At 39.5% G+C, this 16,508-nt stretch carries 13 protein-coding genes and 3 pseudogenes; 13 read left to right on the top strand and 3 right to left on the bottom strand.

All coding sequences use genetic code 11. From position 1 onward, the window contains the following. Positions 1-20: 20 nt before the first annotated feature. From IQ236_RS15805 to IQ236_RS15830, 6 genes and pseudogenes are all read left to right on the top strand, one after another. A pseudogene (locus tag IQ236_RS15805) lies at positions 21-131 on the top strand (uroporphyrinogen decarboxylase family protein); the annotation flags it as partial. Positions 132-792: 661 nt separating this feature from the next. Beyond that, positions 793-2,530, top strand: a pseudogene (gene ltrA / locus IQ236_RS15810) (group II intron reverse transcriptase/maturase). A gap of 96 nt (positions 2,531-2,626) precedes the next feature. Beyond that, on the top strand, positions 2,627-3,592 hold the full coding sequence (gene hemE / locus IQ236_RS15815; protein WP_193870210.1) for a uroporphyrinogen decarboxylase: 966 nt from the start codon (positions 2,627-2,629) through the stop codon (positions 3,590-3,592). Positions 3,593-3,749: 157 nt separating this feature from the next. Further along, on the top strand, positions 3,750-4,691 hold the full coding sequence (locus IQ236_RS15820; RefSeq protein ID WP_193870186.1) for an NAD-dependent epimerase/dehydratase family protein: 942 nt from the start codon (positions 3,750-3,752) through the stop codon (positions 4,689-4,691). 64 nt (positions 4,692-4,755) lie between these two features. After that, entirely contained in the window at positions 4,756-5,394 is a 639-nt protein-coding gene (locus tag IQ236_RS15825; protein WP_193870188.1) for a Uma2 family endonuclease, read from the top strand. Positions 5,395-5,455: 61 nt separating this feature from the next. Continuing rightward, complete coding sequence (locus IQ236_RS15830) at positions 5,456-6,091, top strand: Uma2 family endonuclease (protein WP_193870190.1); 636 nt, start codon at positions 5,456-5,458, stop codon at positions 6,089-6,091. Between the two features lie 42 nt (positions 6,092-6,133). Here IQ236_RS15830 and IQ236_RS15835 read toward each other — a convergent pair whose 3' ends face one another. The 3 genes from IQ236_RS15835 to thrS form a co-directional block, all read right to left on the bottom strand. Next, positions 6,134-6,436 carry a type II toxin-antitoxin system RelE/ParE family toxin gene (locus IQ236_RS15835; protein ID WP_072720031.1) on the bottom strand — a complete coding sequence of 101 codons (303 nt, stop codon included), beginning with the start codon at positions 6,434-6,436 and terminating at the stop codon, positions 6,134-6,136. 120 nt (positions 6,437-6,556) lie between these two features. Then, the gene (locus IQ236_RS15840) at positions 6,557-6,772 is read right to left on the bottom strand and encodes a hypothetical protein (protein ID WP_193870192.1); all 216 of its coding nucleotides are present in this window, start codon (positions 6,770-6,772) and stop codon (positions 6,557-6,559) included. Positions 6,773-6,856: 84 nt separating this feature from the next. Continuing rightward, a complete protein-coding gene (thrS, locus tag IQ236_RS15845; RefSeq protein ID WP_193870194.1) occupies positions 6,857-8,683 on the bottom strand; it encodes a threonine--tRNA ligase in 1,827 nt (608 codons plus the stop codon). A gap of 201 nt (positions 8,684-8,884) precedes the next feature. On the opposite strand from thrS, the gene IQ236_RS15850 reads away from it, so the two are divergent. From IQ236_RS15850 to IQ236_RS15880, 7 genes and pseudogenes are all read left to right on the top strand, one after another. Next, the gene (locus IQ236_RS15850; protein ID WP_193870196.1) at positions 8,885-9,217 is read left to right on the top strand and encodes a DUF2605 domain-containing protein; all 333 of its coding nucleotides are present in this window, start codon (positions 8,885-8,887) and stop codon (positions 9,215-9,217) included. Positions 9,218-9,521: 304 nt separating this feature from the next. Beyond that, on the top strand, positions 9,522-9,833 hold the full coding sequence (locus tag IQ236_RS15855) for a DUF2973 domain-containing protein (protein WP_190517053.1): 312 nt from the start codon (positions 9,522-9,524) through the stop codon (positions 9,831-9,833). A gap of 317 nt (positions 9,834-10,150) precedes the next feature. Then, positions 10,151-12,211: a DUF4912 domain-containing protein gene (locus IQ236_RS15860; protein ID WP_322744203.1), complete on the top strand. Its 2,061-nt coding sequence runs from the start codon at positions 10,151-10,153 to the stop codon at positions 12,209-12,211. Between the two features lie 185 nt (positions 12,212-12,396). Further along, a complete protein-coding gene (locus IQ236_RS15865) occupies positions 12,397-14,430 on the top strand; it encodes a DICT sensory domain-containing protein (protein ID WP_193870198.1) in 2,034 nt (677 codons plus the stop codon). 191 nt (positions 14,431-14,621) lie between these two features. Beyond that, positions 14,622-15,581: a protochlorophyllide reductase gene (locus tag IQ236_RS15870; RefSeq protein ID WP_193870200.1), complete on the top strand. Its 960-nt coding sequence runs from the start codon at positions 14,622-14,624 to the stop codon at positions 15,579-15,581. A 143-nt stretch (positions 15,582-15,724) separates the two neighbouring features. Beyond that, positions 15,725-16,003: pseudogene (locus IQ236_RS15875) on the top strand (RNA-guided endonuclease IscB); the annotation flags it as partial. Positions 16,004-16,160: 157 nt separating this feature from the next. Then, positions 16,161-16,490 carry an ArsR/SmtB family transcription factor gene (locus IQ236_RS15880; RefSeq protein WP_190517048.1) on the top strand — a complete coding sequence of 110 codons (330 nt, stop codon included), beginning with the start codon at positions 16,161-16,163 and terminating at the stop codon, positions 16,488-16,490. The last annotated feature ends 18 nt before the right edge of the window (positions 16,491-16,508 follow it).

Below are 16,508 nucleotides of genomic sequence, written 5' to 3' on the forward strand. Positions count from 1 at the left end.
GTTTTAAACTTTTAGTAACGATGACCGAATCGACCCAAATTCCCTATCTGTTGCGTGCTGCTCGTGGTGAAAAACTAGCTCGTCCCCCCGTGTGGATGATGCGACAGGCGGGTCGCTATATGAAAGCATATGTGCGATTCGTTTAACCTAAAATAAGCCCAAAGGCTTATGGGACGGTTAACCCAGTTGATAAGACTGGTGATAACTGATTACATTTGTGGGTGAGTAAGGAAATATTACAAAAATCTTGAAGAGTAACGAAATGTTACGAAATTTAGAGATAAGTAATAAAAATTTACAAGTCCCATCCCTCAAGTGCTGAGGTGAAAGCATAACCCCTAGTTTGTTTGGGTAGCAACCAACAGGCTAAAGCGGGGTTAAAAGGTAGAACTACTGGTAGCCAAATCTGGTAACTATCGAGCAAGAAGTCCATGCGTAGCGCCAGCAAAGATGTGTCTGAACCATCGTTATCATTAATGGTGTAATGGCTAAATCAAGATAAAAACTTGATTAACACCAAGCCAAAAGGCAAGGATAGGGCATAAGCGATTATATGAACGACTTATAAGCACCGCCCAATAAACCCGGTGGAGAGCATCACGCTAAAGACTTCAAACAAATGTGTAATCGGAACGAAGTAACCCCTAACTATCTCTGGAGAGGTCGATAACCAGTAAGTAGCTAACGAATGATAGTTAGGGGAGGGATGGTGTCAAAAGCGAAAGCCTTGTTGTAATGACAAGGATATGCTGACAGATACTCGGTAATTCCAAAGAAATAGAACAAGTAGCAATGAATAAATCTAAAACGCTGAATAAAAATCAGACGGTGGAATGGAAAGACATCAACTGGCGCAAGCTAGAGAAGGTGACTTTTAAGTTGCAAAAGCGCATATTTCAAGCGAGTTCTCGAGGCGATGTTAAAGCAGTTCGCAAACTTCAAAAGACCCTGATTAATTCCTGGTCAGCTAAATGTATTGCTGTACGTCGGGTAACACAAGATAATCAAGGTAAAAATACCGCAGGTGTGGATGGAGTTAAATCTCTGACATCAAAACAACGGATGAGCCTTGTAGGACGACTAAAGTTGACGGGTAAGGTAAAACCTACTCGTAGAGACCGATCATGGTCGGTCTGTACTAACATACCCAAACCGGGAACAACCGAAACTCGCCCATTGGGAATACCCACAATAGACGACAGAGCATTACAAGCGTTAGTCAAACTAGCATTAGAACCAGAATGGGAGGCGCTCTTTGAGCCAAACAGTTATGGTTTCAGACCAGGACGTTCCTGTCACGATGCAATACAAGCAATATTTGACAGTATTAAGCAAAAAGCCAAATATGTGCTAGATGCTGATATCTCAAAATGCTTTGACCGCATCAACCACAAAGCGTTAATTGACAAATTACACACATACCCTACATTAAGCCGAACAATTAAAACATGGCTTAAGGCAGGGTATATGGACGGAAAAAAACTTTTTCCTACTCATGAGAGTACACCACAAGCAGGGGTTATATCACCTTTACTTGCAAATATTGCCCTACATGGTCTGGAAGAAAGAGTTAAGCAATACGCAGAAACTCTGAAAGGAAATAAACGAAATAATCGTCAAGCCTTGAGTTTAATCCGATATGCAGATGACTTTGTGATAATCCATGAGGATTTAAACGTCATCAAAAAGTGTCAAGAAATAATCGCGGACTGGTTAAGTGATATGGGACTGGAATTAAAACCCAGTAAAACAAAATTAACCCATACCCTCAATGAAATTGATGGAAATGTTGGGTTTGAGTTTCTAGGATTCCATATACAACAGCATAAGGTAGGCAACTACCGGGCTGCATCAATTGGATATTCCAAACTAGGTTTTAAAACACTAATCACACCCTCAAAAGCCCAAATAAAAACTCATCTTGTAAAAATAGCTGAGATAATAGATACTCATAAAACCGCCCCCCAAGCTGCTTTAATTAGTAAGCTGAATCCGATTATTAGAGGATGGTCAAACTATTACTCAACAGTTGTTAGTAAAGAAACCTTTAACAAGGTTGACTCACTAATATATAACAAATTGAGAGCCTGGGCAAGAACGAGGGGAAAAGGGAGCATCAATAAAAACAAATACTGGAGAACAGTAGGTGACAGAAATTGGTGTTTCAGTACAGAAAACGGATTAGAATTACTGACCCATAACAGTGCGCCAATCGTCAGGTATATTAAAGTTAAGGGTAAAGCTAGTCCGTTTGATGGAAACTGGACTTATTGGAGTAAACGAAGAGGTGAATATCCAGAAACACCCACAAGGGTTTCAAAATTAATTAAGAAACAAAAGGGTATTTGTTCTCACTGTGGTTTGTATTTTACAAGTACAGACATTGTAGAAGTTGATCAGAAGAAACCAACATCATGATTGTGGAAAAAACATCTATGATAATTTACAACTTCTACATAAACATTGTCACGACACAAAAACGGCTAATGATGGTTCTTTAATCAAGAATCACGACAATAAACCGTTTTGAATCGTACCTATAACAAAGGTGGAATTATCAAGGAGCCGTGTGAGGTGAAAGTCTCATGCACGGTTCTGAAGGAGAGGTTAAGAAGGTAACTTCCTAATCGACTCTAACCGTGATCTACGGGAACAATACCCTTCCTTCCGTGAACGCTCCGAAAAAACGGAGATCGCCGTTGAAATTTCCCTGCAACCCTTCCGCGCCTTTCAACCGGATGGGGTGATTTTATTTTCTGATATTCTAACGCCTCTGCCTGGAATTGGCATTAATTTCGATATTATCGAAAGCAAAGGGCCAATTATTGAGTCACCCATTTGCAGTTTAGAACAAGTTGAAAAACTGCATCCCATTGAACCGGAAGAAAGCTTATCTTTTATTCGGGAAATTTTGCAAACGTTACGACAGGAAGTGGGAAATCAAGCTGCTGTTTTAGGGTTTGTAGGCGCTCCTTGGACGTTGGCGGCTTATGCCATTGAAGGAAAGAGTTCTAAAGATTATGCTGTGATTAAAAAAATGGCATTTTCTGAACCTGCAATTTTGCATAAATTCTTAGAAAAAATTGCAGATGCGATCGCTGTTTATGTGCGTTATCAAATTGATTCTGGCGCACAAGTGATTCAAATGTTTGATTCTTGGGCGGGTCAATTAAGCCCTCAAGATTATGAAGTTTTCGCCCTTCCGTATCAAAAACGAGTGGTTGATCAAGTCAAACAAACCCATCCTGATACGCCTTTAATTCTTTATATTAATGGAAGTTCGGGATTATTAGAACGAATGGCTAAAACCGGGTTTGATTTTGTCAGTGTTGACTGGATGGTTGATATGGCGGATGCGCGTCAACGGATGGGTCAAAATATTGGGGTTCAAGGAAATCTTGATCCTTGTATTTTATTTGGCTCAAAAGAGATGATTCGCGATCGCATTTTAGATACCATTAAAAAAGCCGGAAATCAAGGTCATATCCTGAATTTAGGGCATGGTGTCCTTCAAAATACCCCAGAAGAAAACGTTGCCTATTTCTTTGAAACGGCAAAACAAGCGGATCAATTATTAAGCGTTCACGCTTAAATTTGTTGTTTTGCTTCCGTGTATCAAGGGCGGGAAAACCCCGCCCCTACAAATTTGAAGGAAACGCAACACAAAGACACTAAGACACGAAGAAATGGAGAAGGATTATCAAGGAAATAGAGATAGAATCTGATTACTGAAGTTATCATTATTTTTTATGAAAAAGCGAATTTTTATTACAGGTGCGAGTGGTTGTATTGGTCATTATCTTGTAGAGAATTTGATTCAAAATACCGAACATGAATTATTTTTATTAGTTAGAAATCCTGATAAATTAGGTTTTGATTATAACAGTCGTCCCGATATTCATATTCTTCAAGGTAATTTAAGAGATATTAATCAATTCAAAGATTTATTATCTACTGTTAATATAGCGATTTTAATTGCTACGGCTTGGGGGGGATATCAAGAGGTTTTAGAGATTAATGTTAAGGCTAATTTAGAATTAGTTAAATTATTAAATCCTGAGATTTGTGAGCAGATATTATATTTTTCAACGGCTAGTATTTTAGATAAAAATAATAATTTATTACCCGAAGCTGGAGAAATTGGCACGGATTATATTAGAACAAAATATGAATGTTTACAGGAATTACTAAGAATAACTCATGATATTCCTCCGTTAAGGGTATTATTTCCGACTTTAGTATTAGGAGGAGAGGAGAATAAACCCTATTCCCATTTATCAGGAGGTATTTCTGATGTGGTTAAATGGATTAATTTAATTCGATGGTTTCAAGCGGATGCGAGTTTCCATTTTATTCATGCTGCTGATATTGCAACAGTGGTATATTATTTAGTGAATCATCCTCCGATTTACCCGGAAACAGAACAATTTGTTTTAGGAAATCCAGAAATTACCTTAAATCAAGCTGTAGAAACCGCTTGTCAATATTATAACAAACGAATTTATTTCCGTTTGAATTTATCTCCGAGTTTAGCCAACTTTTTTATCTGGCTATTTAAAATACAAATGGCAGATTGGGATCGATTTTGTCTCGATTATCGTCATTTTACTTATCAAAATCCAGTTCACCCTGGGGTCTATGATTTACCCGGCTATTGTGCAACGTTTACGGATGTTTTAAAATTAAGTTAAGTTAAAAATTAGATGGGTTTGGATGGGTAAAAATAGGATATAATTGTATTAAACAGGAGATTCAATGATGTTAGCGAGTAAACTGGAAACATTACTTAATTCCGAAGAAAACTTACAAGGTTCAGAGGTTCGCTACATTACGGATAAGGTGACTTGGCAATATTATGAAACATTATTAACTCAATTAGAAGATAGTTTAGAGTTTCGCTTAACTTATTTAGATGGTATTTTAGAAGTTATGTCCCCCAGTCGCAATCATGAAAGTATTAAAACCCGAATAGGGGATTTATTACTGATTTATTTTTTAGAAACAAATACCGAATATTATCCCACAGGTTCGATGACCTTACGAAACCCAGAACAACGGGGGGGAACTGAACCGGATGAAAGTTATTGTATTGGAACTAATAAAGAAATTCCTGATTTAGCGATAGAAGTTATCATTACCAGTGGTGGAATTAATCGTTTAGACGTTTATCAAAGATTGGGAGTGCGAGAAGTGTGGTTTTGGCAAAATAATCAGTTTCAAGTTTATCATTTTCGGGCTGAAAATATTGAACAATTTCAGCAAACATCAGGCTATGAATTAATCAAAAATAGTGAACTTCTTCCCTCTCTCAATTTAACTGTATTAGCGGAATTTGTACAACATCCTAATCCTTTAATTGCAGCAAAATCCTTCCGTCAAACCTTAAATCAGTAATTATAGCACTTCGCGCAACAACGGGTTTTTGATATAATTTTGTTAAATAGGAGAACTAACTATGTTAGCGAGTAAACTGGAAACGTTACTTAATCCTGAAGAAAACTTACAAGGTTCAGAGGTTCGCTACATCACGGATAAGGTGACTTGGCAATATTATGAAACATTATTAACTCAATTAGAAGATAGTTTAGAGTTTCGTTTAACTTATTTAGATGGTATTTTAGAAGTTATGTCACCCAGTCGCAATCATGAAAGTATTAAAACTCGCATAGGAACACTTTTAGAAATCTATTTTTTAGAAACAAATACAGAATATTATCCCACAGGTTCCATGACCTTACGAAACCCAGAACAACGGGGGGGAACTGAACCGGATGAAAGTTATTGTATTGGAACTAATAAAGAAATTCCTGATTTAGCGATAGAAGTTATCATTACCAGTGGTGGAATTAATCGTTTAGACGTTTATCAAAGATTGGGAGTGCGAGAAGTGTGGTTTTGGCAAAATAATCAGTTTCAAGTTTATCATTTTCGGGCTGAAAATATTGAACAATTTCAGCAAACATCAGGCTATGAATTAATTAACAATAGTGAACTTCTTCCCTCTCTCAATTTAACTATATTGGCGGAATCTGTACAACATCCTAATCCTTTAATTGCAGCAAAATCTTTCCGTCAAACCTTAAATCAGTAGAGACGTTGCATGCAACGTCTCTACGGGGGGAAAAAGATGAATTTACTGCTGACTCAATTCAAATTTTAATAACGTTTTACCGTGAATCACGGCGGCAATAGTAACAATGTCGTCTTGGATTTGATAAATGATTCGGTAGGTGTAAGCAAATTGTTCACGGATGGTTTCGTCGCCAAATTCTTGAACAATAATTCCCGCTTCAGGAGATAATCTCAAGTTCCGTGTAACTTCAATGATTCTCTGGACAACCGCCGCCGCATAAGAAATTGAATCTCGTGCAATATAAGCAGCAATTGCATCAATATCATCAATGGCTTGAGGCGACCAAACTACTTGATAACCCATTTACTTAATAAACCTTCTGCTTCCTCTTGTATGAGATTCCTGGTCGTTTCGTGAATCGTAAGTCCATGACGGACTTTTTCGATTACATAAAGATGGTATTGCACATCTTCCAGAGAACAATCATCCGGTAGGTTCTTCAACAAAGATTCTACTTCCTTTTTGGTTGTACTCATAATCTTTTTGGGTTTTTTTTATAGTTATTATAGTTTTCAATAACTGAAGCACCCGAAATAGACGGTTAACCCCGACTTCATCAAGGGATGAGGGGGCTACAATAAAACATAAATTATATTTCCTGATGGGAATTGTCCCCAGAAACTCGAATGCTTCAGTCATGATTTCCAATAAGAGCGTATAGTCATGCCAGACCGATAATATCAGATTTCTCGGTCTGGTGCTGACTCTGCATCTTAATCAGATTCAGAAATTGCTGTAATTAGAAATAGCCTGTTGCATCCGTGTCATCACATCTTCAACAGGAATAGCGCCTAACTCTCCCTGAGCACGAGTTCTAATATTCAAGCAATTAGACTCAACTTCCTTAGCCCCGACAACGGCCATGACCGGAATTTTATCTTTCTCAGCATTGCGAATTAATTTCCCTAAGCGTTCATTACTGGTATCCGCTTCGGCACGAACGCCAACAGACCGTAATTTAAGAGCAATTTCTTGAGCAAAGGGTAAGAAATCTTGACTGACGGGTAATAGTCGGAACTGAACTGGGGCTAACCATAATGGGAAATCTCCCGCATATTCCTCTATTAATATTCCCACTAATCGTTCCAGAGAGCCAAAGGGCGCACGGTGTATCATCACTGGACGTTGACGGCTGCCATCTTCGGCTACATACTCTAAGTCAAAACGTTCGGGTAAATTATAGTCCACCTGAACCGTTCCCAACTGCCATTCCCGGTCTAAGGCATCTTGGAAAATAAAGTCTAATTTGGGGCCATAGAATGCGGCTTCTCCGATACCCTCAAAATAGTTCATTCCCAAGGTTTCCACCGCCCGACGAATGGCCGCTTCGGATTTATCCCAAACCTCATCCGACCCAATATATTTATCAGAATTCGGGTCACGGAAACTTAATCTCGCCTTAAAGTTTTTGAGTTGTAGACTTCTGAATACTGAGAGAATCAAATCCACAACTTTGATAAATTCATCTTCCAACTGTTCAGGAGTGACAAATAAATGGGAATCATCAACGGTAAACCCGCGAACACGAGTTAATCCTCCTAATTCTCCTGATTGTTCATAACGATAAACTGTCCCAAACTCCGCTAACCGCATGGGAAGTTCTCGATAGGAACGTAATTCGCTTTTATAAATTTGGATATGAAACGGACAGTTCATCGGTTTGAGGACAAACCCCTGTTCTTTTTCCTCCGCTTCGCTGTCCTCGGCCATCATCGGGAACATATCTTCTTTATATTTCTGCCAATGTCCCGATGTCTTAAATAAATCGACTCGGCCAATATGGGGAGTCGTGACACCCAAATAACCCCGCTTGATTTGTTCTTGTTTGAGGAAATCCTCTAAGGTACTGCGTAATAAAGTTCCTTTCGGTGTCCATAAGGGTAATCCTGGCCCGACTAAATCGGAAAAAATAAATAACCCTAACTCTTTCCCCAAACGGCGATGGTCACGGCGGAGAGCTTCTTCCTTGCGGCGTTTATATTCGGCTAATTGTTCGGGAGTTTCCCAAGCTGTCCCATAAATCCGTTGCAGTTGAGCTTTGGTTTCATCTCCTCGCCAATAAGCTCCCGCCACACTTTCAAGTTCAATGGCATTCGGGTCAATCTCAACGGTATTCTCAACGTGTGGCCCTGCACACAAATCCCACCATTGATCACCTAAATGATATAAGGTAATGGGTTCCTGTAACCCTTCAAGGATTTCCAGTTTATAGGATTCACCTATTTTCTGGATGCGTTGTTGGGCTTCTTCCCGGCTGACTTCTTCTCGAAGGACGGGAAGTTGACGCTTGATAATCTTAGCCATTTCTTTTTGGATGGCTTTTAAATCCTTCTCAGTAAAGGGTTCAGGACTATCAAAATCATAATAAAACCCAGTCTCAATCCAAGGGCCAATGGTAACTTGTGCCTTGGGAAACAGTTTTTGTACTGCCATTGCCATAACGTGGGAAGCCGTATGGCGAATCCGCTTTAAGGCTTCAGATTCACTGGTTTTCGGCAAATGGACTTTTTTCTCTAAGGGTTGAGAATCATCGGACTCTGCGATAGACATCGATTAAATTTACAACTCTACAATAAAAGTTTCTTGATTTAATTGTACAGAAGATAGGAGTTGTTGACGGTTGACCGTTGACTGAAGTTTAACAGGCAAGATGCCTGTTCCACATCACTCCTAAAACTTTCGTTAAGAAAAATATTAAGAATTGTAAAGAGTGTTAATATTGTTTTAAGTCAAGTCTTGATCAAATAATCCATGATAAGTCCCAACTTGCCCGAAGAATCAGACCTCCTCAAAGCGATATTACAGCCGTTGCTGGAGGATTTTGAATACTGGTTTCAACGGTCGCAGCATCTTTTAGAAACTGAAGAGATGTCCTTTTTAACTCCGTCACAACAGTCCGACCTCCTGTACCGGGTTACAGAAGTGCAACGAGAGGTGAGAGTTGCTAAAACCTTGTTTCAGGCAACGGAGGGACAAGTTGGAATTGAAATGACAGTATTAATGCCTTGGCATCAACTGTTAACGGAATGTTGGCAAGTTGCCACGCGATTTCGCATCGAACAGGCTAACCCAGCTAAAAATTAAGTTTAAAGGCTGAATACCAGGAAAAACAAGTTTGATTGGGACAAATGCAATTTTTATTTTCGGTGAATTAATCCGAATCAATCCGATAAATAGTTTACAGAAGTTTCTCCCCTCAAGCTCTATCCTCAGTAGAACATTGATTATCCTGGTTCAATCAAAAGGTTTGACTCTTGACTAGAATATGTCAAAATTAGGGACAGGAACTTCTCAACTGACTCCGGCTAAACCTTTAAGATAAAAATCCTTTCTGACATAAAAATGGTGATCGATTAACCGAAAACCCCCTACCCTTAAGGAGATAACAATGCTACACTTAGTTTACATTCTGGCTTTTACCGTTATAGCATTTCTGGCTGTTCGTAATTTAATTCATAGTCTTTTAACCGTAGGCATGGAATCCCAAAAGCTTCCAGATTCTCGCAATTATGGCGGGTCAATGAACTCAGGACGGATGCAAAAAATTCTCCATCCCGAACTGCTGGATGAAACCGGAAATTTAATTAATGAACCGTTGTTAGTCATGCGTTCCTTGTCGGTTCAAGATGCTCGAAATCAATTAGATAATTTATATAAATCTTCTCCGGGTTCAATCGATGATATTCGGGATGAAGATTAGAAAGAATCAAGAACTTTAGAATTAAGAATAGGGTTGACAATTGATTATAAATCTTGAAAATTTTACAAAAACTTATCATTGTTAGCCTGGAAAAACCCTTTATTTTTACAAGATTTAATCCCCCTTATTAATTGAATGAAAATCAAGGGGGATTTTTTAATCGGGCAGTATTTGTGTCTCTAGGTTACTCACCATTCTCTTTGCGTGTTCATACTGAGTTTTCAATCTCCCAAACTTGTTTTATAATTTTTAGTTAAATTAGGGATTATCAGCTTGCGATTCTATCTATGTTGTTAAATAAAAAAGATACATCGATAGTGACCTTAACGTTATTGTTATCAATAGCGACAAGTCCCGTTGCCGGGGCAGCCTCTCGATGGCCTTCTAATACCCGTGTAGCGGATTCTACTACCCTTTCAGAGTCGTCCTCGCTATCCTCAAAACAAGTTAGGAAGCTTAAGATTGAGCAACAACCCTTGAGTGTTCAGGATGAATGGGATTTCAAGCTGAAACCTATGTCAAAATCTGAGTTAGCTCTGAGTTCTCAACACCCTATCCTGTTGAGTCAGCTTGATTCGTCTCCACTCCCACCTAGAACAAAAAAGAATAGTGTCGTCAGCCAATCTTCCCAAGTGCAGCAAGCAACGGTTCCTGCGACGGAAGGAGAAATCCCAAGTTGGTTATGGTGGTTACTACCGATGATTCCGGTTTTAGGATTTTGGCTGGGGTTACAATTTAAAACTCAACGTTCTAAGTCTGGGGATAAACAATCTAAGGAGTCTATTACTCCTGTATTATCTACAGAATCTGATCTTCCTAGGAAACAACATCAGACTCCTTCTAGTCCAGTATTAGTGGGAGGAATGGAGTTAAACGAGTCTGCAACAGAATCCCTGAAAACCTCCTTTTCTCCTATTGTTTCTTCTGTTTCTGCTCCTCGTACTGTTCTTAAAAAACATAATCAGACTGAAGAAGAATTTGCTTCTATGGAAGATAGGGCAATTCAGCAAGTTGCAGAAGCGGTATTAATTGCAGAAATTGATGAGAGTGAAGCTGAAGCTGTAATTGCCGAATTTTTGACAACAAAAGCACCTATTGAGAAACTAACAGAAACTGACCCTAATATCCTAACTGAATCAGCTATTATAGAATCAGAGATTGAGGAAGAACCTTCAACAATTAAAACAGTTGATGAGGAGTTAATTCCTAAAATCTTAGAATCAGAGGCTAATATCCCAACAGAACCCGCTATTGTAGAATCGGATATTGAGGAAGAACTTCCCACAATTGTAACGGTTGATGAGGAGTTAGTGAAACCGGAATTGTTAATTCCTAAACTATTAGAATCAGAGGCTAATGTCCCAACAGAACCCGCTATTGTAGAATCAGAGATTGAGGAAGAACCTCCAACAATTGCAAGAGTTGATGAGGAGTTAATTCCTAAACTATTAGAATCAGATGCTAATGTCCCAACAGAACCCGCTATTGTAGAATCGGAGATTGAGGAAGAACCTCCAACAATTGCAAGAGTTGATGAGGAGTTAATTCCTAAACTATTAGAATCAGATGCTAATATCCCAACAGAACCGGCTATTGTAGAATCGGAGATTGAGGAAGAACCTCCAACAATTGCAAGAGTTGATGAGGAGTTAGTTAAACCGGAATTTTTGATTCCTAAAATCTTAGAAACTGACCCTAATATCGTAACAGAACCGGCTATTGTAGAATCGAATATTGATGAGGAAGAACCTCCGACAATTGCAACAGTTGATGAGGAGTTAATAGAACCAGAATTATCGGTTTCTGAACTCGCAAAAACGGAACCTGAAGAAATAAAATTAGGAGTAGCCCATCAAGATGTGCGTTCAGAAGCAGATGTAGCAGCTACTAAATTTAACCTGGGAAAAGAGATTACATTTGAACCCTCTCTTGCAGATGTAGACCAAGGACTCCCAGCATTACCCGATGGTTATGGCCAGAGTCAGATTTTCCTGCTTCCCCGTGACCCCAATTGGGCCTATGCGTATTGGGATGTTCCCAACGAACATAAAGAATATTTACGTCAGCAAGGCGGAACTTATCTGCTGCTGCGGGTTTATGATGTTACTGCTATTGATATGGACACTCATCCACCCTTGTCCATGCAAGAATATGAATGTGATGAAATAACGCGAGAATGGTATATTCCCATTTCTATGAGCGATCGCGATTATATTGCAGAATTGGGTTATCTGACCAAAGATGGACGTTGGTTAGTCCTAGTTCGCTCTAATCATATTCGCATTCCCCCCATTTATCCGACGGACTGGGAAAATGATCAATTCATTAACGTTCCTTGGAACAAAGACCTTAGAGGAAAAACCCAGTTTAGACTCTAAGACTCTCATGATTGGGGACATTGAACAAGCTGTTAGCAGAAGCTGACAGCTAATTTTTTCTATTCAAGACGGGGAAGAATGCTAAACCTGCTAAACTTGCTACTAAAATAGGTAAATCTAACTCCATCAGCATCAAAGTCAAGACAAGCCGTTCATCTCAATTTTACTGAACGAAGACACCCTAGATGAGTATCTCGACCTCGGTACTAACAGAATTGGTGCAGTTCCTGCCCAGTTTAAAACCCCAAATTTATTTTAAATCCTCTTTAACGGCTCTATCTCATGCGATGGAGGATCAAGTTTTGGCGGGAACTGACCAACCTCTGGTAATTGCGACCTTTCAACAGGAGCGATTTTATCGTCAAGAAGCTCACCGTTACTATAGAATTGCTGAAATCACACCCCAAGTCTATGTGATGGCGGCTTCAGAAACGGCTTTTACAAACTCTTCTGACCATCATGAAACAGTGGCGTTTGACCCAGAAGATCAACTGCGTCAAGAATGGAATTTATTGGTTTTAGGACAATATTATTCAACCTGTTTAGTCTGTATTGAACGAGAAGATTTAGTTCAAAATTCCCAGATGCCAGAACAGTTATTAATGGATCAAGCTCGTCCCTTTGAAGGGATTTGGACATCAGATCGTCAAGTTTGTATTAAAGTTGCAGAATTGCTATTTGAACGCATTTTACATTACCGTCCTGAATTAACAGAAAAGGTAGAACAAGGCTTTAGTATTTTGGGGATTCGTTCAGGAACTCGAAAAGGCAAAAAAACAACAACTCGGAGCAAATCTAATTCGATTTCTCAAGATTGTTCTTCTCTTAATGATCCCTTTGCTTATCGTTTAGTGACTTATTTACAAGCGGGTCAACATAAACTGTTACGGGTCTATCGTTCCTTAGCGGCTAAAGAACGAAAGGAACGTTTAGTTAATTCGATTACAGCTACTATTCGGCAATCTTTGAATCCTCAAGAAGTGATTAAAGTGGCAACCCAAGAATTAGGGGAAGCAATGGGAGCTTGTCGTTGTTTAATTTATCGCTGCAAAGCAACAGATAATTCCGTTAAAATTTCTAATGAATATTTATGTGATGATGTGATTTCTCTGATGGGGAAAACCTGGATTTTGCGAGAAAATCCTTTATTTAAAGAAGTTGTTAAAGGGCGAGAACGAATTTATATTAATGATATCAATAAAATTAATTTTACCAAAATCAATCAACCCAATGAAACGGCTGAAAAAACGCTATTAGTCCCAACAAAACCTGAAGAAGCTTTAACAAAGATTGCTCAAAAATGGCAAATTCAAGGCTGGTTAATGATTCCAATTTTATACCAAGGTCAACTTTTAGGCATGGTGGAACTACACCAATGTAATTGTAATCGTTCGATCTGGAAAGAAGATGATTTATCGATGGTAGATGCGATCGCAACGCAATTAGGAGCCGCGATTATTCAAGCAGAAACCTACGCCAATTTAGAAGACTTAAATCAACAATTAGAAGCTTTAGAACGCACCCGCAGCAATTTAATTGCCATTACCGGACATGAATTAAGAACACCTTTATCGACGATTTTAGTGTGTTTAGAAACCTTAAATCAAGAGCCGGATATGCCTGTGGAAATGCGAAAAGTTATGTTAGATACAGCTTTAGAGGATGCTGAACGCTTAAGAAAGTTAGTTCAAGACTTTTTAAAATTATCCCATTTAGAAAGCGGTCGAGTGGATTGGAATCCTGAATCATTACGATTGAAAGAATGTATTGATTTAGCCATTAGCGGCATTCGTACCCATCATGTAGCCCATGAAGTCCCAAGAATTGAAACCCAAGTTCCCTCAGATTTACCTTTAGTTCAAGCCGATGGCGAATGGTTAGTAGAATTACTGTCTAAACTATTAGATAATGCCTGTAAATTTACAAATCCTGATGGGAAAGTCACGATTAGTGCTCAATGTAATAGTGATCAAATGGTCGAAGTCACGATTTCTGACACCGGACGGGGAATTGAACCGAATCGATTAGACGCGGTATTTGAGCGTTTTTATCAAGAAGAAGGTTCTCTGCGTCGTAGTGTGGGTGGAACAGGCTTAGGATTAGCGATCGGCAAACAAATTGTTAATGGCTGGGGAGGGGAAATTTGGGCAGATTCCCCTGGAAAAAATCAAGGAAGTCAGTTCCATTTCACCATTCCTTATATTGAAAATGAATCTTAATTGTAGTAAGCCCTTCAGGGCTGTCTAACAGAGGCGTGAACGCCTCACTACGGTCAAATGGGCTTTACATCTATTTTTGTCTAACAGAGGCGTGAACGCCTCACTACGGTCAAACGGGCTTTACATCTATTTTTGTGGTAAAACATGAGATCCTAGAAACAGTCAACGATGGTCAATTGAGTTAAAATCCTATGGCAAATCAAGCAACAGTTGTAATTACGGGAGCGTCTTCGGGCGTTGGTTTGCAAGCCGCTAGAGCCTTAGCCCAAAAGGGTTGGTATGTGGTTATGGCGTGTCGGGATTTAGCTAAAGCTGAACAGGCTGCTCAATCTTTGGGAATGTCCCCCGACAGCTATAAAATTCTTCCCATAGACTTAGGATCTTTAGCCAGTGTCAAACAGTTTGTTGCAAATTTCCGGTCTTTGGGTCGTTCCCTGGATGCGTTAGTCTGCAATGCGGCAATTTATATGCCTTTAATTAAAGAGCCTTTATGGAGTCCAGAGGGGTATGAATTAACCGTAGCCACCAACCATTTAGGACATTTCTACCTCTGCAATGTCATGTTAGAGGACATGAAACGCTCTTCCTATCCTGATCGCAGAATGGTGATTTTAGGAACTGTTACCCACAACCCTGATGAGTTAGGGGGTAAAATTCCTCCCCGTCCAGATTTAGGAAATCTTGACGGGTTTGAACAAGGTTTCAAAGATCCGATCACGATGATTGATGGTAAAAAATTTGAACCTGTTAAAGCTTATAAAGATAGCAAGGTTTGTAATGTTTTAACGATGCGAGAATTACATCGCCGTTATCATGAATCTACCGGAATTACCTTTACTTCTCTGTATCCGGGTTGTGTGGCTACAACGGCTTTATTCCGCAACCATTATCCCCTATTTCAGAAGATTTTCCCCATTTTTCAAAAATACATTACGGGGGGATTTGTTACGGAGGAATTATCGGGCGATCGCGTCGCTATGGTTGTGGCTGATCCTGAATATAAACAGTCGGGAGTCTATTGGAGTTGGGGAAATCGACAAAAGAAAGATCGCAAATCTTTTGTGCAGAAAGTCTCTCCCCAAGCCAGTGATGATCAAAAAGCTGAAAAAATGTGGGATTTAAGCGCTAAGTTAGTGGGATTAGCATATTAAAACCTGCGTTTAATTGCAGTGTACTCTGCCACAGGGTAAGGCTTGCCATACCTACTGACTTAGAAAGTTTGACGGGGTAACAACCCCGTTAAAAGACCTACCCTCAGTATTTTCCCCATTCCCCGATCCTCTGTCACTATAAGGCAACGGGACGTGGTACTCGTCAAATGTGTGGCACAGACCCATACGGATTTCTAACACGACATCGCTCACGAATGCAGATTCATAAAGGTTTTCAGACGGGCGATATTGTTAAAGCTGTTGTTACCAAAGGCAAGAAAATTGGCTTTTATTTAGGTCGAGTTCTTTGTCGCGCATCTGGCAGTTTCGATATTGCCACTCCGAGTGGAAGAGTAACAGGAATTAGTCATAAATATTGCCAATCAATTCATAAAAAGGATGGTTATTCTTATGCCTTTTAAAAGACTAGGCGGTTAAAACCGCACTTAGTCGGTTTTCCTCCTCGCTCGCTTATAGACGAGGCTTCCAACCTTCCCCTGTTTTTCTGGTGAAAAACCCTATTTTTTATGTTAAACTATCTGAATACATTTGAAGATAATCAGATTTAAAGTTAATCAGATGGCATTCCAGCCCAGCTACTTCAAAGCCGATTTCTTCAAAGTGCTGTCTAATCCTGTCCGCATCCAGATTTTAGACACCTTACGCCTTGGGGAAAAAAGCGTCAACGATATCGCGCAATGGATTGAAGTCGAAGCCTCTTCAGTCTCTCAGCAGTTAGCAATTCTGCGTCGCTATAATCTCGTTAAAGCTCGACGCCAAGGGAATTATATTTTCTACTCCATCCGTGACCCAGCGATTTTTAAGGTTCTCGATGCCGCCTTAGAAGTCTTCAATAACCATCTCGTACAAGTGCGTGACGCCTTGGAAAATCTTGAAGATCGAACCTAAAAGATCGCAGATAACTAT

The sequence above is a fragment of the Planktothrix mougeotii LEGE 06226 genome (assembly GCF_015207485.1).
Classification (GTDB): Bacteria; Cyanobacteriota; Cyanobacteriia; order Cyanobacteriales; family Microcoleaceae; genus Planktothrix.

What these genes read in the sequence shown, in the direction of transcription:
- IQ236_RS15820 (WP_193870186.1), top strand. Translation starts at nt 3,750, where the DNA reads ATGAAAAAGCGAATTTTTATTACAGGTGCGAGTGGTTGTATTGGTCAT.
- IQ236_RS15825 (WP_193870188.1), top strand. Translation starts at nt 4,756, where the DNA reads ATGATGTTAGCGAGTAAACTGGAAACATTACTTAATTCCGAAGAAAAC.
- IQ236_RS15830 (WP_193870190.1), top strand. Translation starts at nt 5,456, where the DNA reads ATGTTAGCGAGTAAACTGGAAACGTTACTTAATCCTGAAGAAAACTTA.
- IQ236_RS15835 (WP_072720031.1), bottom strand. Translation starts at nt 6,436, where the DNA reads ATGGGTTATCAAGTAGTTTGGTCGCCTCAAGCCATTGATGATATTGAT.
- IQ236_RS15840 (WP_193870192.1), bottom strand. Translation starts at nt 6,772, where the DNA reads ATGACTGAAGCATTCGAGTTTCTGGGGACAATTCCCATCAGGAAATAT.
- thrS (WP_193870194.1), bottom strand. Translation starts at nt 8,683, where the DNA reads ATGTCTATCGCAGAGTCCGATGATTCTCAACCCTTAGAGAAAAAAGTC.
- IQ236_RS15850 (WP_193870196.1), top strand. Translation starts at nt 8,885, where the DNA reads ATGATAAGTCCCAACTTGCCCGAAGAATCAGACCTCCTCAAAGCGATA.
- IQ236_RS15855 (WP_190517053.1), top strand. Translation starts at nt 9,522, where the DNA reads ATGCTACACTTAGTTTACATTCTGGCTTTTACCGTTATAGCATTTCTG.
- IQ236_RS15865 (WP_193870198.1), top strand. Translation starts at nt 12,397, where the DNA reads ATGAGTATCTCGACCTCGGTACTAACAGAATTGGTGCAGTTCCTGCCC.
- IQ236_RS15870 (WP_193870200.1), top strand. Translation starts at nt 14,622, where the DNA reads ATGGCAAATCAAGCAACAGTTGTAATTACGGGAGCGTCTTCGGGCGTT.
- IQ236_RS15880 (WP_190517048.1), top strand. Translation starts at nt 16,161, where the DNA reads ATGGCATTCCAGCCCAGCTACTTCAAAGCCGATTTCTTCAAAGTGCTG.